The organism is Dyella sp. NPDC103356 (assembly GCF_055584465.1).
The window spans coordinates 204,807-227,231 of the sequence record NZ_JBVJLZ010000001.1 but is presented as its reverse complement, the minus strand read 5'-3'; the positions used below and the strand labels follow the sequence as shown (position 1 = coordinate 227,231).

Sequence of the window (22,425 nt, the reverse complement as noted above, 5' to 3'; positions counted from 1 at the left end):
GAACACCGGAGCCGCTTCCACCATGACGAGTGAAGCCAAGACCCGCAAGACCATCGTGCGCCTGCTTTCGAGCATGGGCAGTGCGAAGGAAATTCAGCAGTACCTGAAGCGCTTTTCGCAGCTGGACGCGAAGCGCTTTGCCGTGGTCAAGGTCGGCGGCGCGGTGTTGCGCGACGACTTGCCGGCGCTGACCTCGTCGCTGACTTTCCTGCAGCAAGTCGGCCTGACGCCGATCGTGTTGCATGGCGCCGGTCCGCAGCTGGATGAGGAACTCTCCGCGGCCGGCATCGAAAAGCAGACCGTGAACGGTTTGCGCGTGACGTCGCCGCAGGCCTTGTCGATCGTGCGCAAGGTCTTCCAGGAGCAGAACCTGCGTCTGGTCGAAGCCTTGCAGGCGATGGACACGCGCGCCACCTCGGTACCGTCGGGCGTGTTTACCTCGAAGTATCTCGATCGCGAAACTTATGGGCTGGTCGGCAAGGTCAGCTCGATCAATCTGGCACCGATCGAGGCCAGTCTGCGCGCCGGTTCCATTCCGGTCATCGCGAGCCTGGGTGAGACCGAGGAAGGGCAGATTCTCAATATCAACGCCGATTTCGCCGCGAACGAACTGGTGCGCGTGTTGCAGCCGTACAAGATCGTGTTCCTCACCGGCACCGGCGGCCTGCTCGACGACAAGGGCAAGGTGATCGATTCGATCAACCTGAGTACCGAGTTCGAACACCTGATGCAGCAGCCGTGGATCAATGGCGGCATGCGCCTGAAGATCGAACAGATCGCCGACCTGCTTGCCGATCTGCCGCTGACCTCGTCGGTGTCGATCACGCGACCGGCCGAGTTGGCGAAGGAGCTGTTCACGCACAAGGGTTCGGGCACGCTGGTGCGCCGGGGCGAGAAGGTGCTCACGTTCGACAGCTGGAATGGTGTCGATCAGGAGCGCATGCGTGGGCTGATCGAGTCGAGCTTCGGTCGTACGTTGGTGGATGATTATTTTCAGCGTACGACGCCGTACCGCATCTACGTCAGCGAAAACTATCGCGCCGCGATGATTCTCACCCAGGAAGACGGGCTGGCGTATCTGGACAAGTTCGCGGTGCTCGACGATGCGCAAGGCGAAGGCCTGGGCCGCGCGGTCTGGTTGGTGATGCGCGAAGAAAACCCGAAGCTGTTCTGGCGCTCACGCCATGGCAATGCCGTCAACCCGTTCTATTACGCCGAGTCCGATGGCTGCCTGAAGCAGGAGCGTTGGAAGGTGTTCTGGTACGGCCTGGGCGAAGATTTCGCCACCATCGCACGCTGCGTAGCGCATTGTGCCACGCGCCAGCCGACCCTGGTCGATTGAGGCTGCCGTCATGACCGACAAGAAAACCATCGGCATCGTCGGCGCGCGCGGTCACACGGGCGCCGAGCTGATTCGCCTGATCGCCGATCATCCGGCGCTCGAACTCGTGTTTGTTTCTTCGCGTGAACTCGATGGTCAGCGCGTGGCCGATCATATCGACGGCTACCGAGGCGAACTGAGCTACGCCAGTCTCGACCCGGAAGGCGTCGCCGCGCAAAAGGCGGATGTGGTGATTCTGGCCTTGCCCAACGGCAAGGCGGCACCGTACGTCGAGGCACTCGATGTGGTCGCGCCCGACACCATCATGCTCGACCTCTCGGCGGACTATCGTTTCGACGAGCGCTGGTATTACGGTTTGCCCGAGCTCACCCGCGAACGCTGGCGCGGCGAGCGCAAGATCAGCAATCCGGGCTGCTATGCAACCGCGATGCAGCTGTCCATCGCACCACTGAAAGACCTGCTGGCTGCGCCGCCAGTGTGCTTTGGCGTTTCCGGCTATTCCGGTGCCGGCACCACGCCGTCCGATCGCAACGACCCAGAAAAGCTGCGCGACAACCTGATGCCGTACTCGCTCACCGGGCACATGCATGAGAAAGAAGCGAGCCGCCATCTGGGCCTGCCGGTGGAGTTTCTGCCGCATGTCGCGCCGCACTTCCGCGGTTTGACGGTAACGACCAATCTGTACCTCGCGCGCCAGGCCAAGCTCGACGAGATCGTGCAGCGCTACCGCGCGCGTTACGAGGATGAACCCCTGGTCACGGTGCAGAACGATGCACCGTGGGTCAGCAAGATCGCCGGCAAGCATCATGTCGAGATCGGCGGGTTTACCTTATCCGTCGACGGCAAGCGACTGGTCGTCGTAGCCACCCTGGACAACTTGCTCAAGGGCGCGGCGACCCAGGCGATGCAAAACATCAATCGTGCGATCGGCGTACCCGAGTTGACCGGTATTCCTCTCGAGAGCTGATACCACCCGACGAGATCTTCCGATGCGCCTTTCCCGCTATCTGTTGCCCACCTCGAAAGACAACCCCGCCGAAGCGCAGATCGTTTCGCATCGCCTGATGCTGCGCGCCGGCATGATTCGCCAGGAGGCGGCCGGCATCTACGCCTGGCTGCCGCTGGGCTTGCGCGTGCTGCGCAAGATCGAAGCGATCGTGCGCGACGAGTTGAATCGCGCCGGCGCGGTCGAGTTGCTGATGCCGACCCTGCAACTGGCCGACCTGTGGCGCGAAAGCGGCCGCTACGATGCCTACGGCCCGGAAATGTTGCGCATCCGCGATCGCCATGAGCGCGAACTGCTGTACGGCCCGACCAACGAAGAAATGATCACCGAGATCTTCCGCGCGACGGTGCGCTCGTACCGCGACCTGCCGATGAATCTCTATCAGGTGCAATGGAAGTTTCGCGATGAACAGCGCCCGCGTTTCGGCGTGCTGCGCGGGCGCGAGTTTCTGATGAAGGACGGTTACTCGTTCGATCTGGACGAGGCCGGCGCGCGTCTTTCCTATCAGCGTATGTTCGTCGCCTATCTGCGCATGTTTGCGCGCATGGGTTTGACCGCGATTCCGATGCGTGCGGAAACCGGTCCCATCGGTGGCGATCTTTCGCACGAATTCATCGTGCTGGCCGATACCGGCGAATCGGCCGTCTACGTTGACCGTGAGCTGTTGTCGTTGCCGATACCCGGCGAAGACGTCGACTATCAGGGTGACCTGGGGAGCTGGGTCGATGCCTGGGCGACCCCTTACGCTGCCACCGAAGACGTCCACGAAGCCGAGCGCTTCGAGCGCGAAGTGCCGGCCGAACGGCGCATGCAGACGCGCGGCATCGAGGTGGGACAGATTTTCTATTTCGGTACCAAGTACTCGGCGCCCATGAAGACGACGGTCACGGGTACCGACGGCAACGATCACCTGATTCATGGTGGCTGCTATGGCGTGGGCGTGTCGCGGCTGATCGGTGCAATCATCGAGGCCAGCCACGACGAGCGAGGCATTGTCTGGCCGGACTCGGTAGCGCCGTTCCATGTCGGCCTGGTCAACCTGCAACAGGGCGATGAGCAGACCGATATGGCCTGCGATGCGCTCTATACGGAGTTGACGCGTGCGGGCGTCGAGGTGCTCTACGACGATACGGCCGAGCGTGCCGGCGGCAAGTTCGCCACGATGGACCTGATCGGCTTGCCATGGCAGCTGGTCGTCGGGCCGCGCGACTTGAAGCAAGGGCTGGTCGAACTCAAGCGCCGCGCCACGGGTGAGCGCGAAACGCTGCCGATCGATACCGCGTTGGCCAAACTATTGAAGGACGCGCATCGCGCGGCCCATTGAATCCTTAAGGACATCATCATGACCCAGCCGTTATGGCAGAAGGCCGATATCAAGATCGACGCGCGCATCATGAAGTTTCTCGCTGGCGACGATGTCGTGCTGGATCGCGAATTCTTCCTGCATGACATCACGGCGAGCAAGGCGCATGTCGAGGGATTGGCCAACATCGGTGTCGTCACCGCCGATGAGGCGAAAGCGCTCAAGCAGGAGCTGGACATTCTGGCAGATGATTTCCGTGCGGGAAGCTTTGTGCTCGACGATCGCTACGAAGACTGCCACTCCGCGATCGAGGCACGCCTGACCGAGCGGCTCGGTGACGCGGGTCGCCGTGTTCACACCGGTCGTAGCCGCAATGACCAGATCCTGGTTGCCACGCGTCTGTGGTTGAAGGAGCAGCTCGCAGCACTGGAAACGCATTGCCGTGCGATTGCCCAGGTGTGTCTCGACCGTGCAGCGCAACCGGCATTGCCGTTGCCCGGGTACACGCATTTGCAGCGCGCAGTCGTTTCTTCCACCGGTATGTGGTTCGCTGGTTTTGCCGAAGGCTTTATCGATAACGCTATGCGTGCTCGTCAAACTGCGAGCCTGATCGATGCCAATCCGCTGGGCACTGCCGCCGGTTATGGTGTAAATCTCAAGCTCGATCGCGAGCACACGACGCGCGCGCTGGGTTTCTCGCGCATGCAGATCTCGCCGATCTATGCGCAACTGTCGCGCGGCAAGTTCGAAATGGCCGTGCTGGAGGCGATTGCCGGCGCCTTGCTCGACCTGCGCCGCCTGGCCTGGGACTTGTCGTTGTTCACCACGGCGGAGTTTGATTTCGTCAAGCTGCCGAGCGAATACACCACCGGCAGCTCGATCATGCCGAACAAGCGCAATCCGGACGTCGTCGAACTGCTGCGCGCCAGCTATGCCAGCGTCGCCGCGGCACGCACTGAGATCGAGCAGCTGCTATCGCTGCCATCGGGCTATCAGCGCGATCTGCAATTTTCCAAGGGTTCGCTGTTCCACGGTTGTCGCCACGGCCTTGCTGCGCTCGAACTGGTGCCGGACTTGTTGGCGCGGATGCAGTGGAACGAGCCGGCCATGCGCGCAGCGATCGAGCCGGCGATGTATGCCACCGATGTCGCGATCGAGCAGGCTGCCGCTGGCGTGCCATTCCGCGATGCCTATCGTGCCGCAGCCGATGCGGCGGCAGCCAGTGGGGCAGGGCGTACACCGGAAGCCAGTCTCGCTGCGCGCACTTCGCCGGGTGCTGGGATGGATCTGCGTCTGGATGAACTGGCCGCACGTTTGGCGGCGCTGTAAGAGTGCAATCTTTGTAGGAGCGACTTTCGTTGCGACAGGCCGTGACGTAACTATGCGTCGCGGCGGAAGGGAACCTCGAATAACCTCTGTTTTTCCAATCGTCATCCCGGCGCAGGCCGGGATCCAGTGGCTTCGGTTATTGGGTTTCGCTAGCGTATTCGTAGCTTTTCGCGATAACCCAGTGATGACGCCACTGGATTCCGGCCTGCGCCGGAATGACGACTAGGAGGTAGTTCTAGCTTTCCTGAAGTCGCCAAAAAAATAGGCGGTTTTTTTCACGTTGCGAGTTGTCCACAGCCATTGTGGATGCCTCATGGGTAAGCCTGTGGATAAGCATCATTCAAGGCTTTGCCGACAATCACTTGCTACACGCTGCTGATTGTGTGAGCAGCGTGCATGGTCCTCAGATCAGCTTTTCGCCCATGCCTTCACTGCTTCGGCAAATGCAAGGCAATCTTCGAAGCGGTTGTACAAGGGCGTCGGCGAAATCCGAATCACATCCGGCTCGCGCCAGTCACCGACGACACCGTTGCGTTCGAGATATTCAAACAGGGTACGACCTTGCTCGCGCCCAGCTTTCACGCGAATGGACAGCTGCGAGCCGCGCCGTGACGGTTCGCGCGGCGTGACCACTTCGAGTACATCGCCGAGCTGCGAATCGACCAGCCATTCCAGGTAGCCGGTGAGCTTGAGCGCCTTTTCGCGCAGGCGCTCCATGCCGGCGCGGCGGAAGATTTCCAGCGAGACGCGCAGCGGCACCAGCGCCATGATCGGTGGATTGGAAAGCTGCCAGCCGTCCGCTCCGGGTGTCGGTACGAACTCGGGTCCCATCTTGAAGCGGGTGCTCTTGTCGTGACCCCACCAACCGGCGAAACGCGGCAAGGTGGCTGTCGCATGGCGTTCGTGGACGAAGGCGCCCCCGATCGCGCCGGGGCCGGCGTTGAGGTATTTGTAGCTGCACCAGATTGCGAAGTCGGCGCCGCTGTCGTGCAACTGCAACGGCAGGTTACCGACCGCATGGGCCAGATCGAAGCCGACCATGCAGCCATACTTGTGCGCGAGCGCTGCGATGGCTTTCAGGTCGAAGACCTGTCCGGTGCGGTATTGCACGCCCGGTAGCATGACCAGCGCGATGCGTTCGCCATGCTCGGCCAGCGCCCGTTCGATCGCCGCCATCGAGATGCCGCCATTCGGCTCGTCGCCCTCCAGCTCGATCAACGACAGCGCTGGGCTGAAGCCGTGGTAGCGAACCTGCGACTCCACTGCATAGCGGTCGGTAGGGAAAGCGCCCGCTTCGATCAGTATGGCGTGCCGCTCGGGCGTGGGCCGATAGAAGCTCACCATCATCAGGTGCAGGTTCACGCCCAACGTGTTCATGGCGACGACTTCGATCGGCTTGGCGCCCACGACCGTAGCCAGATCATCGCGAACGAACTCGTGGTAGTTCAGCCAGGGGCGGCGCCCGCGGAAGTGCCCTTCGACCGCCAGCTCGCCCCAGTCGCTGAGTTCCTCGCCGATGGCTTCGCGCACGGCACGGGGCTGCAGGCCGAGCGAGTTGCCGCAGAGGTAATGGGTCTGGCCATCACCATGCGGCGGTATCAGGAACTCGTCGCGAAACGCGCGCAATGGGTCGGCGGCATCGGCGGCTTGCGCCCAGGCGCGCGTGGCTTCGTAGGAAGTGGACATCGTTTGTCTCTTGCGGTTGCAGCCCGGGCGATGCATCGCCCGTCGCCACGAGAATTATTTTTGCAGCCCGGCAGATACCGCTTCGCAGCCCTTGTCGAATTCGGCACGCCAGCCCGCGCCGGCCTGACTTTGCGCTGGGCGTACGCAACGCAGCTGCACCGCGTGGTTGTCCTTCATCCAGTAACGCTCCAGATAAGCGAACTGCACGCCGTTTTCCTGCGCGGTGTATTCGAACGTGCTGGGACCGCGCGTGTTGGTGACGCTGTTGATTGCCTTATAGCCGCTGAGGCTCTTGGCCTTGCCGGTCGCAGTGTCCACGTAGAGCTGAAAATCGCCGAGGTCGGCAACCTGTTTGACCGTCACGGTCACGCGCGCCAGGCTGTTGTTCGCCGTGGGCGACGGGTCGCGTACCTGGAACACGCGGACTTCCGGGTCGCCCTGGGTCTCCATGATGCCGACCCAGCTATCGGGCGTGCTGAAGCTGATGCTCCCGCCGGCCATGCTGACGTCGGTGGCGTGGAGCGCGGTACCGGCGAGCAGCAGCGCGCCCGCGACGAAGGTGTGACGCATAAAGCCCATTGCTTGGTTTCCCCTCAGGATGCGGTTTGAAAGCGTTGCAGCGGCAATCCCAGCCATTCCAGCGCGGTGCCGTGGAACAGGCGGGCGCGCTCGGTATCGGCCAACCCCAAGGCTTCGATGCCGCTGCCGGGATGTTGTTCTCCCAGCGGGAAAGGATAATCGGTGCCGAGCATGACGCGGTCGACGCCGGTCACATCCAGCAGGTACCGCAATGCCTGTGGATCGTGCACACAGGAGTCGAAGAACAGACGCTTGAGATAATCGCGCGGGTTGCGCGGATTGTCGGTGGCGACCAGGTCAGGACGCATGCGGAAACCGTGTTCGATGCGGCCGATGGTCCATGGGAAACTGCCGCCGCCGTGCGCCAGCATCACGCGCAGCCGCGGCAGCCGTTCGAGCACACCGCCAAACACCAGGCAGCAAGCCGCGCGCGATTGTTCCGCCGGCATGCCGACCAGCCAGGGTAGCCAGTACTTGGGCATGCTTGGGCTGCCCATCATGTCCCAGGGATGCACCAGGATCGCCGCGCCAAGGTCGGCGGCGGCTTCGAAAAACGGAAACAGTTCGGGCGCGTCCAGGTTCCAGTCGTTGCAATGCGAACCGATCTGCACGCCCTGCAGGCCGAGCTCGTCGATGCACCGTTCCAGCTCGCGGATGGCCAGGTCCGGCGACTGCAGGGGTACCGTGCCGATACCGGCGTAGTGGCGCGGGTAGTCGCGGCACAGGCTGGCGGCGTGGTCGTTCAAGTGTCGATGCAGTTCCAGCGCCTGGTAGCCCGGCGCCCAATACGAGAACAGCACCGGTACGGTCGAGATGACCTGTACGTCGACGCCGAAGCGCTCGTAGTCGTCGATACGGTGCTGCGGATCGAACGCGGATTCCCACACCTCGCGGAAGAACTTACCGTCCTTGTAGATGCGGTGACGGCCATCGTCGTGCATCATCACCGGGAAGCGCTCGTCACCGAACTTGGCCGCCAGATTGGGCCAGTCGCGCGGCAGGATATGGGCGTGGGAGTCGATCTTCAGCATCGGCTGAGTGTAGATGTTCCGCTGTTACGGAGCATGTTGCCCCGCGGCACCGCTGCGCGCGGGCACGGTCGCCGGCTCGCTCGCGCGGCTGGTGATGTGGGCCAGGGTGTTGACGTTGTCGACCAGTCGATCGCTGACGCGAGTCAGCGAGTCGGCCATGGGTTTGTCTTCGGCCATGGTCAGCAAGGTCGCCAAGCTGCGCTGCAGTGCGCGCAGGTCGGGTTGCGGGCCGAGTGGCTGGGTGTCGTGCAGGGCCACGGCGATCTTTTGCAACATGTCGGCGGCATGTTCGACGAAGGCGCTGACTTCGGCCTGTTCGGGGATGGCACGGTCGTCGTCGATAATCGCTTCCAGCGTCATCGCCGTGCGTGCAAGGCGATTGCTGTTGGCGAACAAGGTATCGGCCAGGTCCATCAGGTAACGAGGTGTCGCCGGCTCGACCCGCATGCGGTCCAGCGAAGCCAGGGCGTTGCTGCGTGCGGTACGCGCGGCCGTTCGGGTTTCGCGGTGTGCGTCGCGTTGCTCCGGGTGCGCCAACGCGCGCAGGTAGTGCGCATAGGCGGTAAGCATGTCGGCCAGCGACCGGCGCACGCGGCCGCGTTCCCAGGTCGGCCACAACACGTAGGCCAGCAAGGCCATGCCACTGCCGAGCGCGGTATTGATCACGCGGTCGAGCACGGCGTCGGAGGAGTTGACGCCTTCGAACGAGAGCAGGATCACGACCGTGCCGGTCAGTGCGGCCACGGCGATGCCGTAGTGGGCGGTGGCGAGATAGCGAAAGGCCATGCAGAGCACGGCCATGACCGCCAGATGTGCCCAGGCTTCGTGCGGCGTGAAATGCAGCACCGCCGTGGTCAGCACGAGGCCGAGAATGGTGCCCACGACACGCAGCAGGCCGAAATTGAAGGTGGCGGCAAAGTCGGGGCGCAGCACGATGGCGGCGGTCATCGGCAGCCAATAGCCGTGCGGCAGATGCATCTGCCGCGAGACCCAGAACGCTACGGTCAGGCAGATCGCACTGCGCACGGCGTGACGGAAGGCCACCGAATGCGGCGTCATCGCGGCGCGCAAGGTGGCCCATGCCGAGCTGCTGCGCAGCGCGGCGGGCAACGGAGTTTCCGCTGCTACCGCGCGCAGTTCGCCGCGGCTGCCCGCCCAGTTCGCGTTACGCACGGCTGCGGCCAGCTGGCCCGATAGCGCGTGGATATGCCCTGCCAGCCCACCGGCATCGCCGCCCGTGGCGAGCAGGGCGTTCTCGCTGGCCTGCAGGGTTTGCAGCGCACGCTCGGCCTGTACGGGCGATTCGCCTTCTTCCAGCGCGTCGGCAATCGCCGTTAGCACACGCGCCGCGTCGTTGCGGAACATTGAATGGATGGTCGGATTGGCGCGCAGCTCCGCCATGGCGGTCAGCTCGATGCGGATGCGTTCGGCCAGTTCGAGCAGCACGCCGAAGGCTTCCATGGCTCGGCCGCGTGCATGATGCCGGCCCAGCAGGGTGTGTTGCAGGGTGGTCATGGCGTCAGTCAGCGCAGGCACGTCCGTGCCGTCGTGCACCTGCTGCCGCGCCAGCGCGGCCAGGCCCTTGTAGACGCTGGCCAGGGCATAGCGTTCCGGGCGATAACGCTGCAGCGGCCAGGCCGCCACCGAAAACAGCGTCAGCAGGATGCCGCCGGAAAAGATCAGGCCGGCGCCGATGCTCGCGCCGGCGAGCGAGGTCGGCGAGGCGGCGGTGACCACCAGCAGGATCATGCTGGTCATGCCGACGCGGGCAATATCTACCCCGAAAACCACCAACAGCCCGCCGAAGAAGCCGAACAAGGCGGTGGCGATGAGCATCGGGACGAGCTGGTCGCCGATCAGAAACCCGCACAGGGAGGCCAGCGCGGCGGCCAGCGAGGCCAGCACCAGTTGGATCATCCGCTGGCGATAGGGGCCTGGCTGGTCGGAAAACATCGTATCCAGGGCGCCGGCGGCGATACCCAGCCCGGCTTCCGGGTATCCGGTCGCCAGTCCGATCGCCAGGGGCAATACCACCGCGGCGGTGTTTCGCAGTACGACGGGAAGCGGCACGTCCGGCCGTTTGGTCTTGATCAGACTGTCCACCACCGTGGCGCGTAGTGAATAACCGCTGCTGGACATGCTTACGTTCGCTCCTAAACGATCCGCCAATTCTGCCTTACGGGGCATGAACTTGTCGGGACGCAGTAGCGTGAGCGGTGAGCCACGGGATATGTCGTATCCATCCGGGTCTTTACGCAATGAAATCGCGAATCGGATACCTTGGAGGGCAATGGAAGGTTATTGCGCCGCATTGCGCAGCCTAGGCCAAAAGGGCTAGGGCTCATCTCGTAATTTCTCGTTATACAGTACGCTCGCCGGCGCTGGGGCTGCCGGAGGGGGTATCGAACGCCCCGCATGGAGCCTAGGTTCTAATGAAAACCGACCCGTCAAATCTGATCCATGTGTCATTGCAGCTGTTTCGCAAGAAAGGCTACAAACGCACCTCCATGGCCGATATCGGCCGGGAGAGCGGTTTACTTAAGGGCAGCATTTACCACCACTTTCCCAACAAGGAGCGGTTGCTGATCGAGGTGGTCGATCACGTCTGCAACCTGTTCGAGGAGGGGGTCTTTACCACGTCTCTGCGCCAGGACCTGGACGAGAAAGTGCGTCTGGACGCGATGATCGATGCCGTCGAGAGCTATTACATCGAGCAGCGCCTGTGCACCCTGGTGCACCTGTGGCCCGACGCCATGCAGGAAAGCCCCGAGGCCCGGGAAGTCATCCAGCGGTTCTTCAAGCGCTGGGAAGACATCCTTGCAGCCTTGCTCGAGCCGAAGTACGGTGCCGAGGTGGCCCAGCGTCTGAGCGCGGACGGCCTGGCCAAGATCGAAGGCGGAGTGATCTGGCTGCAGATTCTCAACGACCCGGGACCGCTGAAACGATGTAGCGACGAGATTCGAGGGCTGTTATAGCTAGCGAATAATACTTTACACGCCAACGTTTGTTTGGTAGAAAACCAAACGTTTGGTTTTGTGCTGTTTGGTGCAGGCAAAACGCTGAGGGGAACGTGCCATGCCATCCTTGATGGTCGATCTGGATCAACCTCGTAAGAAGGCCGTCGCGATCATGCGCGCTAGCCTTCCCGACGAGCTGTGGCGACGTAACGAGTCTTTTGTAGAGCATCTGCGCAAGCTGATCGCCGAGCATCCGGTTGCGCGGCATCCAGCCATCCAGGTGCTCAACGAGGGTGGGCTCAATGCGCATGCGATGCGTACGATCCATCTGGAGTATCGGCACGCCATTGTGCAGATTTTCACCGACGCTTTGCTTGCAGCTCAGTTACAGAGCCGCCAGCTCGAGCCCCGTCTGCGTCCGGGCGCCAAGCTTGCACCGCGGTTTCTGCTGACGTTGAACGACCTGGACGAGTTCGGCTTTCGCCCCGGCCTCGATGCCGATGGTTATTACCGTGGCAATCCGACCTACGCGCACTATCCGCTGTTCGAGCGCGTGCTGGACGACTACGGCATCAGCCTGCTCGAGCGTCAGACCTACGCGCCAACCTCGAGCTCGCGTACCGTGCGTGAATTTCTCGAGCACAGCTATGGCAATTACCTCGACGTCACGGTGCTGCTGGCCGCGGCCGAAGAGGAAGTGATTCTGTTCAGCCCGCCGCTGCGCAAGGCCACCAAAGCCTTGGGTATCGACGTCAGCGACGGTTACTACTTCGTGCACGGTGTCAGCGAAGACGAAACCGCCGAAGCGGCCGACGACGATCACGAAAACGATTTGTGGCTGATTCTCACCCAGGCGTTGACCCCGGACCAATATCCGCGCGTGCAGGCTCTATGCATGCGCTATTGCGACCTGTGGGCGAACTTCTGGACGCATCAGCTGACGATGGCGCATGCGACGAGTCACGCCGACTCGGCGACCTGGGCCAAGGCGGTTTAGGTAGTCAAAGGTTTCTGGAGGGGATCTCGCAGGATGCGGGAACCCCGCGATGCTTCGCAGGGCGTCGCGGCATATGGATATGTCTTACCGGTCGCATCCCCTGTGCGCGGCCGGTGTTGGTGGGTTCGGTACAAGGGGTGCCGAATCCATCGACTCTTCGACATTTTGGGTGGCATGGTCGTGAGACCGCCGCCTGACCGTCCGAGAGGCTGTGTCCGACGGGACACGATGCCGAGGGCGATCACGGATGTCGTAGCCCCCTGGTAAAACCCGGTGATGTGATTAAGCCCGTGCTTGCACGGGCTTTTTTTTGTCAGGAGTAAGGCGTGAGGTCGAGTGAGCTCGCCTCACACGTCGCTCTTAAGCGCGGCCGGCGAACTCGCCCGTCACCGTGTTGACCCACACCTTCTCATCATTGCTGATGTACTCGGGCACCTGCACTTCGATGCCGGTATTGAGCTTGGCCGGCTTGGTGCGCTTGGTGGCGCTGGCGCCCTTCATTTCGGGGGCGGTATCGACCACGGTGAGTACCACGCTGGTCGGTACCTGCAAGCCCACCGGCGCGTCGTCGATCAATTGCACGTAGTAGCCTTCCACGCCTTCGACGATATAGCCGCTGCTGTCGCCGACCAGTTCGGGCGAGAGCATGTACTGGGTGTAGTCCTCCGCGTCCATGAAGACGAAGGCGCCGTCATCCATGTACGAGAAGTTGGCTGCGCGGCGCAGCAGTTCCATTTCTTTCAGGTCGTCGTCGGCGCGCAGGCTGAGGTCGTACTTGCGACCGCCGGGGATCGAGTACAGCGTGAAGCGAAAGGTGACGTTGCCGCCACGTGCCGTCGGCGAGCTGCGCTCGATATCGCGTACCTGGTACACGGTGCCTTCGTGCTCGACTACGTTGCCTTTCTTGACGTCGGAAGCTTTCATAGGTCAGGAGTAAGTGATTAGGAGTGAGAGGTAAGTGGAAGCAGGGTGCGTGACCAGGAGCGCTTACTGACAACTCGCTCCTCTTCGCTCGCTCCTGTTTATTTCGGCTGCAGGCGAACGGCGCCGTCCAGGCGAATCGTCTCGCCGTTGATATAGCGATTACCCAGGATGAAGGCCACGGTGCTGGCGAATTCGTCCGGCTTGCCCAGGCGCGAAGGGAAGGGGATCGAAGCCGACAACGACTCCTGCACCTGCGGCGGCATGCCGTCGACCATCGGGGTCCAGAAGATGCCCGGGGCGATCGTCGCCACGCGGATGCCGAAACGCGACAGCTCGCGTGCCATCGGCAGCGTCATGCCGACCACGCCGCCCTTGGAGGCCGAGTAGGCGGCCTGGCCGATCTGGCCTTCATAGGCAGCGACGGAGGCGGTATTGATGATCACGCCACGCTCGCCATCTTCGCCGGCTTCGTTGTTCTGCATCAGTGCTGCGCCGGCCTTGGCCACATTGAAGCTGCCGACCAGATTGACCATCACGGTGGACGCGAAGGTGCCCAAGGGCATCGCGCCTTCCTTGCCCAGCACGCGGCCCGCGCCAAGAATGCCGGCGCAGTTGATCACCACATTGAGTCCGCCCATCGCGTCGCGAGCGGCAGCGACATTCGCGCTGACACCTTCTTCGGAGGTGACATCGGTGCGGAAGAAGCGAGCGTCATCGCCCAGCGCCTTGGCGGCGGCTTGTCCTTTTTCTTCATTGACGTCGAACAGCGCGACCTTGCCGCCCTGGGCGACCAGATGCTGCGCTACCGCATGACCGAGACCGGAGGCGCCGCCGGTGATGATCGCCTTCACATGGTTGAGCTGCATGAAATATCCGTAAGGCCTTGTGGAAAAACGCAATGGTAGCCGAGGCACGCCCCAAACCGCGCATCAGGCGGTAAAGAGACAGCCAGATGCAAGCTTAACGTATGAATTTGCGATGGATTTTCGGCGATCGAATTCATCTACGGTGCACCCCGGCAAACGCAATCATTTGCCCAACATCAACGAGGGAGTGCTCCATGAAGAAGTCCTTGTTTGCCCTGGCCGTCGGTATCGTGTTGGCCGCCTCCGCGGCGACCGCCTCGGCGCAGGATTGGCATGACCAAGACCACGATCGTGACCACCACGATCAAGGCCACGATCGTGATCACGGCCATGACTATGACCACGGTCATGACCGCACGGTAGTGATCGAACATGACCGCGGCCGCCACGAAGGCTGGTACCACCGGGGTGGCTATGTGCCGCCGGAGTATCGCGACCGCCGTTACGTGGTGGAAGACTGGCGCACCTACCGCCTGCGCGAGCCGCCACGCGGCTACAACTGGGTGCGTAGCGACAACGGTGATTTCCTGCTGGTGGCCGTCGCCACTGGCGTGATTACCGACCTGATCATCAACAGCCATTGATCGAACCGGCTCCGCATCCCAAGGGTGCGGAGCCGTGTTTTATTGCGCCAATAGATCGCGCAACTCCTTGCTTTGAACAAGCATTGAAAAAGCCCGTACGGGCGATGGCGTAGCGGCTACGGCCTGCAATTCTTTCTGCCACACGCCGACGTCCCACCAGCGCGCCAATTTATAGCCGGCCTTTTTCCACACGCCGGCCGCTTCGAAACCCATCGATTCGTGCAAGGCCACGCTGACGTCGCCGGGCAAGGTGATCACGCCCACCGCCTGATTGATGCCTTGCAGCGCCATCGTGTCGAGCAACGTGGCGTACAGTCGCCGGGCGATGCCGCGCCGTCGCGCATCGGCATGCACATAGATCGAGGTTTCGGCGATCCAGTCATAGGCGGCACGTTCGCGAAAGCGGCCAGCATAGGCGTACGCAAGCACTTGGCCGTGTTCTTCCCAGATCAGCCAGGGGTAGTGCTGCAGGCGTGCCTGGATGCGCTGGCGCATCGCCTCCACGCCGGGCAATTCGGTTTCGAAGGTGATGGCGGTATCGAGCACAGTCGGCGCGTAGATCGCGTGGCAGGCTTCGGCGTCGCGTTCGGTGGCTATGCGCATCGTCACAAAGGTTTTTCCATGCAGACACTTGAAGGGTTGGCGCGATGGTCGCCGAACGGGGGGCAGCGGCGATAGCCGGCGTGCTCGTAGAGCTCCAGCGCTTCGGTCTGCGCGGTGCCCGTTTCGAGCCTGACCAGATGCCCGCCGCTGTCACGTACCTGGTTTTCCAGCGCTTCGAGTAGTTGCTTGCCCAGGCCCAGGCCGCGACAGGCTGGCAGTACGTACATGCGTTTGATCTCGACGTAGTCGCCTGCGTCCACGCAGGCGCCGCAGGCCACCGGCGTATGCTCGACGCGTGCCGTTACGAAGGTCACATTGGGTTGGCTCAGTTCCTTCACCGTGACCGGGCAGATATTGGCCGAGGGATAAAGGCTTGCCAGGTAATCGTCGAGCTGCTCGATCAGCGCAGCGACATCGGCCGCGCGTGGGTCGTCGATACGAAAGCTCAATTGCGGTTTCTTCATGCCTGGTATTTCCAGTTTCTCTGCTTGCCCTCGGCAAGCCATTCCAGCGATGTGGCGATGCGCTTGTTGCGCGTGGCATCCGTCTTGGCTTCGATGATCCAGTCGACGTATTCGCGCTGCGCGCTCGGGCTGAAGCCCTGGAAGGCGGCATGCGCTGCTTTGTTCTTCTTGAGCAGGGCGGCGAAGTCGTCGGGCAGCGTGGGCGGCGGCTTTGGTGAAGCCTTGGGGCGTTTCGTCTTCACGCCGGCGTCGTTGAGCGCCATGGCTTTTTTTATATAGGCGGTCAGCTCGCGCTTGCTAGGCAGATCCTTGAGCGAAGTGATCTTGCCGAACGAGCCCATGCCCTCGGCTGCTTCACCACCGACCACTTCGGCCTGCAGCCAGAAACCGAAACTGCAATGCTGCTTGAAAGAGGCCATCGAACACATCATCGCGCCCTTGTAACCGAAATGCGGGAATCCCCATTTCAGGCCCTCTTCGACATCAGGACAGGCCGCGTGTACGACAGTGCGCAGGTGCTGCAGGATGGGCTGTGCGAACTCGGCGGATCTGGCGATATAGGCGTCGATGCGGGGATCGTGTTTGGCCATGGCCAGTCTCTACAGGTCCAGAATAAAGAAACGGTCGCAGCTGAAGTGGCCGGTGCCGCCCATGGGCGCATCGATCCGGCGAAAACCATGGCGAGCATAAAGCGCCTGGGCGGCATCCATCCCGGTCAGGGTTTCCAGGTAGCAGCGCTTGAAACCGTGCGTGCGAGCCGCGTCCAGGCATTGCAGCATCATCGCCGAGCCGGCACCGATGCCGCGTGCTTCGGGCAGGAAATACATCTTGCGCAGTTCGCACACGTTGGGGTCGCCGCCATCGAGTGGTGCCACGCCACCACCGCCGATCACTTCGCCGTCGCTTTCCACCACGAAATAGGCGCTACGTGGCTTGGCGTAAGCCGTGCTCATCGTGTCCACTTCGGCGTCATGGATCGCAAAACCGGGGCCATCGGCGCCGAATTCGGGCATGACCCGGCGAATGATCGCCGCCACCGCGGCATCGTCGCGGGCTTCGATGGGGCGAATCTGGTAACTGCGACTCATGGCTTCTCGTTCGGGCTGCGATAAAGGGTTCCATCCTTCATGACGAACACGGGATGGGCAAGGTCGTCGATATGCGCCGTTGGATCGCCGGCAAAGGCGACCAGATCCGCACGCATGCCGACAGCGATGCGTCCGAAATGCTCTTGTTGTCGCAGGATCTTCGCCGCCACATCGGTAGCCGCGTGCAGTGCCTGCGGCGCGGTCATGCCGTCACGCACCATCGCTACCGGTTCGCGCCAGTTGGTGCCATGCGCGAATACGCCCACGTCGCTGCCGTTGCCGATGATGACGCCGAGCTTGAGTGCGGTGCGGAAAGCACGTTCGGCTTCGCGCATTTTTGCGGTGGGCGGGTCCTGGCCGGGGCGATAGTGATCGAAGTATTCCTCGGTCGCATCGACCGCCGTCAACGTCGGTTCGTAGGCGGCGCCATGCTGCTTGACCAGCTTGAATGTGCTCTCGCTCGCGCCGTAACCGTGTTCGACGCTATCGACACCCGCTTCCACCGCCATGCGTACGCCGGCATCGCTGGCTGCGTGCGCGGCCACCGGGCGGCCGATCAGGTGCGCCGTGTCGACGATCGCCTTGAGTTCGGCCGCCGTGAATGTCGGTGCCGTGCTGCCGTCGGGCCCGACGCGGTAATCGGCATAGAGCTTGATCCAGTCCGCACCATGCGCCGCCTGCTCGCGCACGGCGCGCATCGCGGCATCGACACCACTGACTTCCTGTGCACCGCTGGGAAGATCCAGGTCGGGGCGAAAGCCTCTCGGCCCGGGCCCATAGCTGGCGCTGGCGACGATGGCTCGCGTCGCGATAAACATGCGCGGCCCGGGAATCAGCCCGTCGTCGATCGCACGCTTGATCGAAACGTCGGCGTAGCCTGCGCCTTCGGTGCCCAGGTCGCGTAACGTGGTGAAACCGGAGAGCAGGGTGACGCGCGCATGCTCGGCTGCTTCGAGCGTACGGTAATCCGTCGCTTCCTTGAGTACCTGGTCGTTCCAGAGCGTTTCGTTGTATGGGTGGAGGAACAGATGCGAATGCAGGTCGATCAGGCCGGGCGTGAGTGTCGCGCCGGGCAGTTCGATGCGTTGGGTGTCTGCCGGTGCCTGGATGGACGCTTTTGGGCCTACCGCAGTGATGCTGTCGTTGTGTACCAGCACCGCCCAATCAGCGTGTGCGGTGTCGCCGTCGCCGGTCCAGACACGGTCGGGGAGCAGCAGGTAATCATGCGGTGATGCAGCGGCCCAGCTGGCGCTTGCCGCTGTGCTGAGCACCAAGGTGCATAGCATCGAACGTATTTGCATGATGTGCCCGTGGCTGCGACGGTGAGACCGTCTATGTAGCGTGTTGGGCTAGGGGAATTCAAGGGAGCTAAGAGCCCCCTCACCCCAACCCCCTCCCCCGGCGTAGCCAGGGGAGAGGGTTGGGGTGAGGGGGCAGGGTGCTCGCGGGATACTTTCCTATTCCGCCGCCGTACGCGCCCGCGTCACCCGGCTCGCCGTTTCCTTGTGCAACTGCCCGGCAAGCCACGCGCCCGTAGCAATCAAGATGTCCAGATCGATACCGGTCTGCATGCCCATCCCGTGCAGCATGTAAACCACATCCTCGCTGGCCACGTTTCCCGTGGCGCCCTTGGCATAAGGACAACCACCGGTACCGGAGACGGCGCTGTCGACCACGCGCACGCCTTCCTCCAGGCAGGAGAGGATATTGGCCAGCGCCTGGCCATAGGTGTCGTGAAAATGCACTGCAAGCGCGGTCATCGGTACGTCCTGCGCGACCGCCTTGAGCATGGCGCGCGCCTTGGCCGGCGTGCCCACGCCGATCGTGTCGCCCAGCGATATTTCATAGCAGCCGATCTGGTGCAGGCGCTGCGCGACGCGCACCACGTCGGCAATCGGTACCTCGCCCTGATAAGGGCAGCCAAGCACGGTGGAAACGTAACCGCGCACCTTCACGCCGTCGGCGCGTGCGCGTTCCATCACCGGTGCGAAGCGCTCGATCGATTCGTCGATCGACGCATTGATGTTCTTGCGATTGAAAGCTTCCGACGCCGCCGTGAATACGGCGATCTCGGTCGCACCGGCCTCGCGTGCGCGCAGATAGCCTTGCTCGTTGGGCACCAGCACCGGGTAGCTCACGCCGGGCACTTTGCGGATGCCGTGGAACACCTCCGCAGCATCGGCCAGCTGCGGCACCCATTTGGGGCTGACGAAGCTGGTGGCTTCGATAGTACGCAAGCCGGTGGAAGACAGGCGATCGATCAGCGCGATCTTCACGTCCGCGGGCAGAATGGTCTTTTCGTTCTGAAGCCCGTCGCGGGCGCCGACTTCGACGATACGAACCTGATCGGTATGCATGGGAACCTCGTTACTTAGCCGGCGGCCTGTTCAAAACGAACCAGTACCGCGTCGGCTTCGACAAAGTCGCCTTGGGCGGCGCTTACGCTCTCAATGATGCCGGCACGCGGTGCCTTCAAGGCCAGTTCCATCTTCATCGCTTCCATCACCAGCAATTCCTGGCCTTCCTCCACCTGATCGCCTGGCTTGGCCTTGACCAGCACGATGCGGCCCGGCATCGGCGCAATCACCTGGTTGCCGCCTGTGCCCTCGCGCGACTCCCAGGCAAAGGCAGCCGCACGCGTAAAGCTGTAACGCCGGCCATCGGCATCGTGCAGCAGCACGCGCTGTGCATCGGCCTGCATCGGTACACGCCGGGATTCGCCGTCGAAGCGTGCGCTGAGCGTCGCGCCGTCCAGGCGTGCGCCGTGTACCTGGCAGGTATCCTCGCCATGGTTCAATCGATAGTCGCCGGCATAGCCGTGTGCTTCGATTTCATAGCGCTGCTCGCGCAGGGACAAAGCGACGATGCGTTTGCCTGCGTGACCGATGCGCCACGCATCGGCGCTTGCCCAGGGCGAATGTGGATCGCTGGCGTTTGCCGAGACCTGATTTTCTTCCTGCAGCAAGGCAGCGACCGCAGCGGCAAACAACAGATGTGCCGGCGCTGTCTCTTCGCCCGCGAGAAATTCATCCAGGTGACGATCGAGATAACCGGTATCGATACGGCCTTCGACCACAGCCGGATGACGCGCCAGGCGTTCGAGAAATGCAATATTGGATTTGGGGCCGACGATCTCGCTTTGCGCCAGCGCCTCGCGCAATCGCTGCAGGGCCTGCGGCCGATCGATATCGTGCACGATCAGCTTGGCGATCATCGGATCGTAAAAGATCGTTACCGTGTCGCCTTCGATCACGCCGCCATCGAGACGCACGTGGTCCGATGGCGCAGGCAGGCGCAGGCGCAGCAGCTTGCCTGATCCGGGCAGGAAATTTTGCTCGGGATCTTCGGCATACAGGCGCACTTCGATCGCATGCCCACGCGCGTGCACTTGATCCTGCTGTAACGGCAACGCTTCGCCAAACGCGATGCGGAGCTGCCATTCGACCAGGTCCAGCCCCAGCGTTTCTTCGGTGACCGGATGCTCTACCTGCAGGCGCGTATTCATCTCCATGAAGAAGAACTCGCCGTCCTGGCCGACGATGAACTCGACCGTGCCCGCGCCGACGTAATTGACCGCCTTGGCGGCAGCGACGGCGGCTGCACCCATCGCGGCGCGGCGTTGAGCATTGAGGAATGGGGAGGGCGTTTCCTCCAGCACTTTCTGGTAACGACGTTGCGCCGAGCATTCGCGTTCGTTGAGATGGATCACGTTGCCGTGCTTGTCGCCGAATACCTGGAACTCGATATGGCGCGGATGCTCGACATAGCGTTCAAGGATCACGCGTGTGTCGCCGAAGGCATTGGCCGCCTCACGCTGTGCGGAGGCCAGTGCATCGGCAAATTCTTTCTCGCTGCGCACGATGCGCATGCCTTTGCCGCCACCGCCGGATGCAGCCTTGATCATCAACGGAAAGCCGGTCTTGCGCGCCTGCTCGGCCAGATGCGCGCCGTCCTGGTTTTCGCCGTGATAGCCGGGCACCAGCGGCACGTCGTGGTGTTCCATCAAGGCTTTGGCTGCGGCCTTGGAGCCCATTGCATCGATGCTTTCCGGATTCGGGCCGATAAAGGCGATGCCGGCGTCCTGGCAGGCGCGCGCGAAACCGGTGTTCTCGGACAGAAAGCCATAGCCGGGATGGATCGCCTGTGCTCCGGTGCGACGCGCGACTTCAAGAATCGTGTTGCCGCGCAGGTACGAATCGGCCGGACGCGGGCCGCCGATCGGCCATGCTTCGTCGGCCAGACGCACATGCTGTGCATCGGCGTCGGCTTGCGAGTACACCGCAATAGTGTGAATGCCCAGTCGCCGGCAGGTGCGAATCACGCGGCAGGCGATTTCACCGCGGTTGGCAATCAATACGCGCTCGAACATGCCGTTTCCTTCAAAGCGCCTGGCAGGCGTTGCAAAGCCAATAAAAATAGCAGATGGGCACGTTCTAGCCGATGCGCAGCGCAGCAATCGTGAGCTTACTCGGCACCGTGGCAAACCGCTTCGATATTGTGACCGTCGGGGTCGATCACGAAGGCGCCGTAGTAGTTGGCGTGGTAGTGCGGGCGCAGCCCAGGCGCGCCGTTGTCCTGCCCACCGGCGGCGAGTGCGGCGCGATAAAAGGCGTCGACCGCGGCGCGGCTCGACGCAAGAAATGCGACGTGGGTGCGGTTGGGCTCGCCTGCGCCGATCCAGAACGAGGGTTTGCCGTCGGCCCCGAAGCCGGTCGCCGCATCCTTGCCGGTCTGCTCGGCGGTGACTTCCATCTGGATGCCATAGCCGAGCGGCGCGAGTGCCGCGATGTAGAACGCACGACTGCGGGCGTGTTCGGAAATGGGGATGCCGATATGGTCGATCATGCAACTCTCCTTAGTGGACTATCCATGCGGCAGCACGTTTGTCGAGAAAGGCGCTCAAGCCTTCCTGGCCTTCCTCGGATACGCGCAGGCGTGCAATCAGGGTCGCGTTATCGCGGTCGATCTGTTCGGCCAAGGCGATCGTGGTGCCGGCCATGCGCAAGGCCAATTGCTTGGCTTCGGCTTGCGCCTGCGGTCCGGTCTTGGCGAACAGCTTGAGCACGCCGTCGACGGCGTCATCCAATGCGTCCGTGGCGACACTCTGATGCAGCAAACCCATCGCCTGTGCGGCCTGGGCATCGAACAGCTCGCCGGTGACGAACAGCCGGCGCGCCTGACGCAAGCCGATCGCCTGCACGACATACGGCGAGATCACGGCCGGCACCAGGCCGAGCTTGACTTCGGTCAGGCCGAACTTGGCAGTCTCGACGCCGATGGCGATATCGCAGCAAGCGACCAGGCCGACGCCGCCGCCATAGGCCGCGCCGTTGACGCGTGCGACGGTCGGTTTCGGGCAGAACTGCAGGCTGCGCATGAGCCGCGCGAGTTTGAGCGAGTCCTCGCGGTTCTCCTGCTCGCTGGCCTTGGCCATGCCGCGCATCCAGTTCATGTCCGCACCGGCGGAGAAACTGGCGCCGGCACCGGTTAGCACCACGGCACGCACGGTCGCATCGTTGCCGGCCGCTTCGATGGCGGCGGTCAGCTCGGCGATCAGGCGGTCGTCGAAAGCGTTATGCAGCTCCGGCCGATCGAGGGTGATGCGGCGGACCGAGTCGTGGTCGGCGATCTGGATAAAGGACATGCAGCTTCCGGCGGAAAGGGCA

At 62.8% G+C, this 22,425-nt stretch carries 22 protein-coding genes; 7 read left to right on the top strand and 15 right to left on the bottom strand.

Annotation, left to right across the window (positions count from 1 at the left end; genetic code table 11):
• Positions 1–22 precede the first annotated feature (22 nt).
• Genes ACZ6WW_RS00920 through argH form a run of 4 tightly spaced genes read left to right on the top strand, consistent with a single transcriptional unit; the run spans position 23 to position 4,980 of the window.
• Positions 23–1,342 carry an acetylglutamate kinase gene (locus tag ACZ6WW_RS00920; protein ID WP_465272995.1) on the top strand — a complete coding sequence of 440 codons (1,320 nt, stop codon included), beginning with the start codon at positions 23–25 and terminating at the stop codon, positions 1,340–1,342.
• A gap of 10 nt (positions 1,343–1,352) precedes the next feature.
• On the top strand, positions 1,353–2,309 hold the full coding sequence (gene argC / locus ACZ6WW_RS00915; protein WP_465272582.1) for an N-acetyl-gamma-glutamyl-phosphate reductase: 957 nt from the start codon (positions 1,353–1,355) through the stop codon (positions 2,307–2,309).
• 22 nt (positions 2,310–2,331) lie between these two features.
• Positions 2,332–3,672 carry a proline--tRNA ligase gene (gene proS, locus ACZ6WW_RS00910; protein ID WP_465272581.1) on the top strand — a complete coding sequence of 447 codons (1,341 nt, stop codon included), beginning with the start codon at positions 2,332–2,334 and terminating at the stop codon, positions 3,670–3,672.
• A gap of 18 nt (positions 3,673–3,690) precedes the next feature.
• Complete coding sequence (gene argH / locus ACZ6WW_RS00905; protein ID WP_465272580.1) at positions 3,691–4,980, top strand: argininosuccinate lyase; 1,290 nt, start codon at positions 3,691–3,693, stop codon at positions 4,978–4,980.
• A 408-nt stretch (positions 4,981–5,388) separates the two neighbouring features.
• Here argH and kynU read toward each other — a convergent pair whose 3' ends face one another.
• Genes kynU through ACZ6WW_RS00885 form a run of 4 tightly spaced genes read right to left on the bottom strand, consistent with a single transcriptional unit; the run spans position 5,389 to position 10,415 of the window.
• Positions 5,389–6,666 carry a kynureninase gene (gene kynU / locus ACZ6WW_RS00900; RefSeq protein WP_465272579.1) on the bottom strand — a complete coding sequence of 426 codons (1,278 nt, stop codon included), beginning with the start codon at positions 6,664–6,666 and terminating at the stop codon, positions 5,389–5,391.
• A gap of 54 nt (positions 6,667–6,720) precedes the next feature.
• Positions 6,721–7,236 carry a hypothetical protein gene (locus tag ACZ6WW_RS00895; RefSeq protein ID WP_465272578.1) on the bottom strand — a complete coding sequence of 172 codons (516 nt, stop codon included), beginning with the start codon at positions 7,234–7,236 and terminating at the stop codon, positions 6,721–6,723.
• A gap of 23 nt (positions 7,237–7,259) precedes the next feature.
• The gene (locus ACZ6WW_RS00890) at positions 7,260–8,276 is read right to left on the bottom strand and encodes an amidohydrolase family protein (protein ID WP_465272577.1); all 1,017 of its coding nucleotides are present in this window, start codon (positions 8,274–8,276) and stop codon (positions 7,260–7,262) included.
• 24 nt (positions 8,277–8,300) lie between these two features.
• A complete protein-coding gene (locus ACZ6WW_RS00885) occupies positions 8,301–10,415 on the bottom strand; it encodes an FUSC family protein (RefSeq protein WP_465272576.1) in 2,115 nt (704 codons plus the stop codon).
• A 293-nt stretch (positions 10,416–10,708) separates the two neighbouring features.
• Here ACZ6WW_RS00885 and ACZ6WW_RS00880 point away from each other — a divergent pair, with 293 nt between their 5' ends.
• The gene (locus tag ACZ6WW_RS00880) at positions 10,709–11,251 is read left to right on the top strand and encodes a TetR/AcrR family transcriptional regulator (RefSeq protein WP_281852516.1); all 543 of its coding nucleotides are present in this window, start codon (positions 10,709–10,711) and stop codon (positions 11,249–11,251) included.
• A gap of 100 nt (positions 11,252–11,351) precedes the next feature.
• The gene (locus tag ACZ6WW_RS00875) at positions 11,352–12,230 is read left to right on the top strand and encodes a hypothetical protein (RefSeq protein ID WP_281852517.1); all 879 of its coding nucleotides are present in this window, start codon (positions 11,352–11,354) and stop codon (positions 12,228–12,230) included.
• A gap of 360 nt (positions 12,231–12,590) precedes the next feature.
• On the opposite strand, the gene efpL is transcribed toward ACZ6WW_RS00875, so the two are convergent.
• Together efpL and ACZ6WW_RS00865 are read right to left on the bottom strand one after the other, a co-directional pair.
• Positions 12,591–13,154, bottom strand: a complete 564-nt coding sequence (efpL, locus tag ACZ6WW_RS00870) for an elongation factor P-like protein EfpL (RefSeq protein WP_281852518.1) — start codon at positions 13,152–13,154, stop codon at positions 12,591–12,593.
• A 98-nt stretch (positions 13,155–13,252) separates the two neighbouring features.
• Positions 13,253–14,020, bottom strand: a complete 768-nt coding sequence (locus ACZ6WW_RS00865) for an SDR family NAD(P)-dependent oxidoreductase (RefSeq protein ID WP_465272575.1) — start codon at positions 14,018–14,020, stop codon at positions 13,253–13,255.
• Between the two features lie 194 nt (positions 14,021–14,214).
• Between ACZ6WW_RS00865 and ACZ6WW_RS00860 the strand changes: the two genes are divergently transcribed.
• Positions 14,215–14,604 carry an RcnB family protein gene (locus ACZ6WW_RS00860; protein WP_281852520.1) on the top strand — a complete coding sequence of 130 codons (390 nt, stop codon included), beginning with the start codon at positions 14,215–14,217 and terminating at the stop codon, positions 14,602–14,604.
• Between the two features lie 39 nt (positions 14,605–14,643).
• On the opposite strand, the gene ACZ6WW_RS00855 is transcribed toward ACZ6WW_RS00860, so the two are convergent.
• The 9 genes from ACZ6WW_RS00855 to ACZ6WW_RS00815 all read right to left on the bottom strand — a co-directional run bounded on the left by ACZ6WW_RS00855 (position 14,644) and on the right by ACZ6WW_RS00815 (position 22,403).
• Positions 14,644–15,207, bottom strand: coding sequence for a GNAT family N-acetyltransferase (locus ACZ6WW_RS00855; RefSeq protein ID WP_465272994.1), 564 nt, complete (start codon positions 15,205–15,207; stop codon positions 14,644–14,646).
• Between the two features lie 2 nt (positions 15,208–15,209).
• Positions 15,210–15,671, bottom strand: a complete 462-nt coding sequence (locus ACZ6WW_RS00850) for a GNAT family N-acetyltransferase (protein ID WP_281852521.1) — start codon at positions 15,669–15,671, stop codon at positions 15,210–15,212.
• Positions 15,668–16,261 (bottom strand): YdeI/OmpD-associated family protein, encoded by a 594-nt coding sequence (locus tag ACZ6WW_RS00845; RefSeq protein WP_465272574.1) that lies wholly within the window; start codon positions 16,259–16,261, stop codon positions 15,668–15,670. The genes ACZ6WW_RS00850 and ACZ6WW_RS00845 overlap by 4 nt, the downstream gene beginning before the upstream one ends.
• Positions 16,262–16,270: 9 nt before the next feature.
• Positions 16,271–16,759 (bottom strand): GNAT family N-acetyltransferase, encoded by a 489-nt coding sequence (locus tag ACZ6WW_RS00840; protein WP_465272573.1) that lies wholly within the window; start codon positions 16,757–16,759, stop codon positions 16,271–16,273.
• Positions 16,756–18,060 carry a metal-dependent hydrolase family protein gene (locus ACZ6WW_RS00835; protein WP_465272572.1) on the bottom strand — a complete coding sequence of 435 codons (1,305 nt, stop codon included), beginning with the start codon at positions 18,058–18,060 and terminating at the stop codon, positions 16,756–16,758. Before ACZ6WW_RS00835 ends, ACZ6WW_RS00840 begins: the two co-directional genes overlap by 4 nt.
• A 156-nt stretch (positions 18,061–18,216) precedes the next feature.
• Complete coding sequence (locus tag ACZ6WW_RS00830; protein ID WP_465272571.1) at positions 18,217–19,116, bottom strand: hydroxymethylglutaryl-CoA lyase; 900 nt, start codon at positions 19,114–19,116, stop codon at positions 18,217–18,219.
• Positions 19,117–19,130: 14 nt separating this feature from the next.
• Positions 19,131–21,128 (bottom strand): acetyl/propionyl/methylcrotonyl-CoA carboxylase subunit alpha, encoded by a 1,998-nt coding sequence (locus ACZ6WW_RS00825; protein WP_465272570.1) that lies wholly within the window; start codon positions 21,126–21,128, stop codon positions 19,131–19,133.
• Between the two features lie 95 nt (positions 21,129–21,223).
• Positions 21,224–21,604 (bottom strand): VOC family protein, encoded by a 381-nt coding sequence (locus ACZ6WW_RS00820; RefSeq protein ID WP_465272569.1) that lies wholly within the window; start codon positions 21,602–21,604, stop codon positions 21,224–21,226.
• 10 nt (positions 21,605–21,614) lie between these two features.
• Positions 21,615–22,403, bottom strand: coding sequence for an enoyl-CoA hydratase-related protein (locus ACZ6WW_RS00815; protein ID WP_465272568.1), 789 nt, complete (start codon positions 22,401–22,403; stop codon positions 21,615–21,617).
• Positions 22,404–22,425: the final 22 nt, after the last annotated feature.

Excerpts from the sequence above, each read along its gene's own strand:
- ACZ6WW_RS00920 (WP_465272995.1), top strand. The coding sequence starts at position 23 with ATGACGAGTGAAGCCAAGACCCGCAAGACCATCGTGCGCCTGCTTTCG.
- argC (WP_465272582.1), top strand. The coding sequence starts at position 1,353 with ATGACCGACAAGAAAACCATCGGCATCGTCGGCGCGCGCGGTCACACG.
- proS (WP_465272581.1), top strand. The coding sequence starts at position 2,332 with ATGCGCCTTTCCCGCTATCTGTTGCCCACCTCGAAAGACAACCCCGCC.
- argH (WP_465272580.1), top strand. The coding sequence starts at position 3,691 with ATGACCCAGCCGTTATGGCAGAAGGCCGATATCAAGATCGACGCGCGC.
- kynU (WP_465272579.1), bottom strand. The coding sequence starts at position 6,666 with ATGTCCACTTCCTACGAAGCCACGCGCGCCTGGGCGCAAGCCGCCGAT.
- ACZ6WW_RS00895 (WP_465272578.1), bottom strand. The coding sequence starts at position 7,236 with ATGCGTCACACCTTCGTCGCGGGCGCGCTGCTGCTCGCCGGTACCGCG.
- ACZ6WW_RS00890 (WP_465272577.1), bottom strand. The coding sequence starts at position 8,276 with ATGCTGAAGATCGACTCCCACGCCCATATCCTGCCGCGCGACTGGCCC.
- ACZ6WW_RS00885 (WP_465272576.1), bottom strand. The coding sequence starts at position 10,415 with ATGTCCAGCAGCGGTTATTCACTACGCGCCACGGTGGTGGACAGTCTG.
- ACZ6WW_RS00880 (WP_281852516.1), top strand. The coding sequence starts at position 10,709 with ATGAAAACCGACCCGTCAAATCTGATCCATGTGTCATTGCAGCTGTTT.
- ACZ6WW_RS00875 (WP_281852517.1), top strand. The coding sequence starts at position 11,352 with ATGCCATCCTTGATGGTCGATCTGGATCAACCTCGTAAGAAGGCCGTC.
- efpL (WP_281852518.1), bottom strand. The coding sequence starts at position 13,154 with ATGAAAGCTTCCGACGTCAAGAAAGGCAACGTAGTCGAGCACGAAGGC.
- ACZ6WW_RS00865 (WP_465272575.1), bottom strand. The coding sequence starts at position 14,020 with ATGCAGCTCAACCATGTGAAGGCGATCATCACCGGCGGCGCCTCCGGT.
- ACZ6WW_RS00860 (WP_281852520.1), top strand. The coding sequence starts at position 14,215 with ATGAAGAAGTCCTTGTTTGCCCTGGCCGTCGGTATCGTGTTGGCCGCC.
- ACZ6WW_RS00855 (WP_465272994.1), bottom strand. The coding sequence starts at position 15,207 with ATGCGCATAGCCACCGAACGCGACGCCGAAGCCTGCCACGCGATCTAC.
- ACZ6WW_RS00850 (WP_281852521.1), bottom strand. The coding sequence starts at position 15,671 with ATGAAGAAACCGCAATTGAGCTTTCGTATCGACGACCCACGCGCGGCC.
- ACZ6WW_RS00845 (WP_465272574.1), bottom strand. The coding sequence starts at position 16,261 with ATGGCCAAACACGATCCCCGCATCGACGCCTATATCGCCAGATCCGCC.
- ACZ6WW_RS00840 (WP_465272573.1), bottom strand. The coding sequence starts at position 16,759 with ATGAGTCGCAGTTACCAGATTCGCCCCATCGAAGCCCGCGACGATGCC.
- ACZ6WW_RS00835 (WP_465272572.1), bottom strand. The coding sequence starts at position 18,060 with ATGCAAATACGTTCGATGCTATGCACCTTGGTGCTCAGCACAGCGGCA.
- ACZ6WW_RS00830 (WP_465272571.1), bottom strand. The coding sequence starts at position 19,116 with ATGCATACCGATCAGGTTCGTATCGTCGAAGTCGGCGCCCGCGACGGG.
- ACZ6WW_RS00825 (WP_465272570.1), bottom strand. The coding sequence starts at position 21,128 with ATGTTCGAGCGCGTATTGATTGCCAACCGCGGTGAAATCGCCTGCCGC.
- ACZ6WW_RS00820 (WP_465272569.1), bottom strand. The coding sequence starts at position 21,604 with ATGATCGACCATATCGGCATCCCCATTTCCGAACACGCCCGCAGTCGT.
- ACZ6WW_RS00815 (WP_465272568.1), bottom strand. The coding sequence starts at position 22,403 with ATGTCCTTTATCCAGATCGCCGACCACGACTCGGTCCGCCGCATCACC.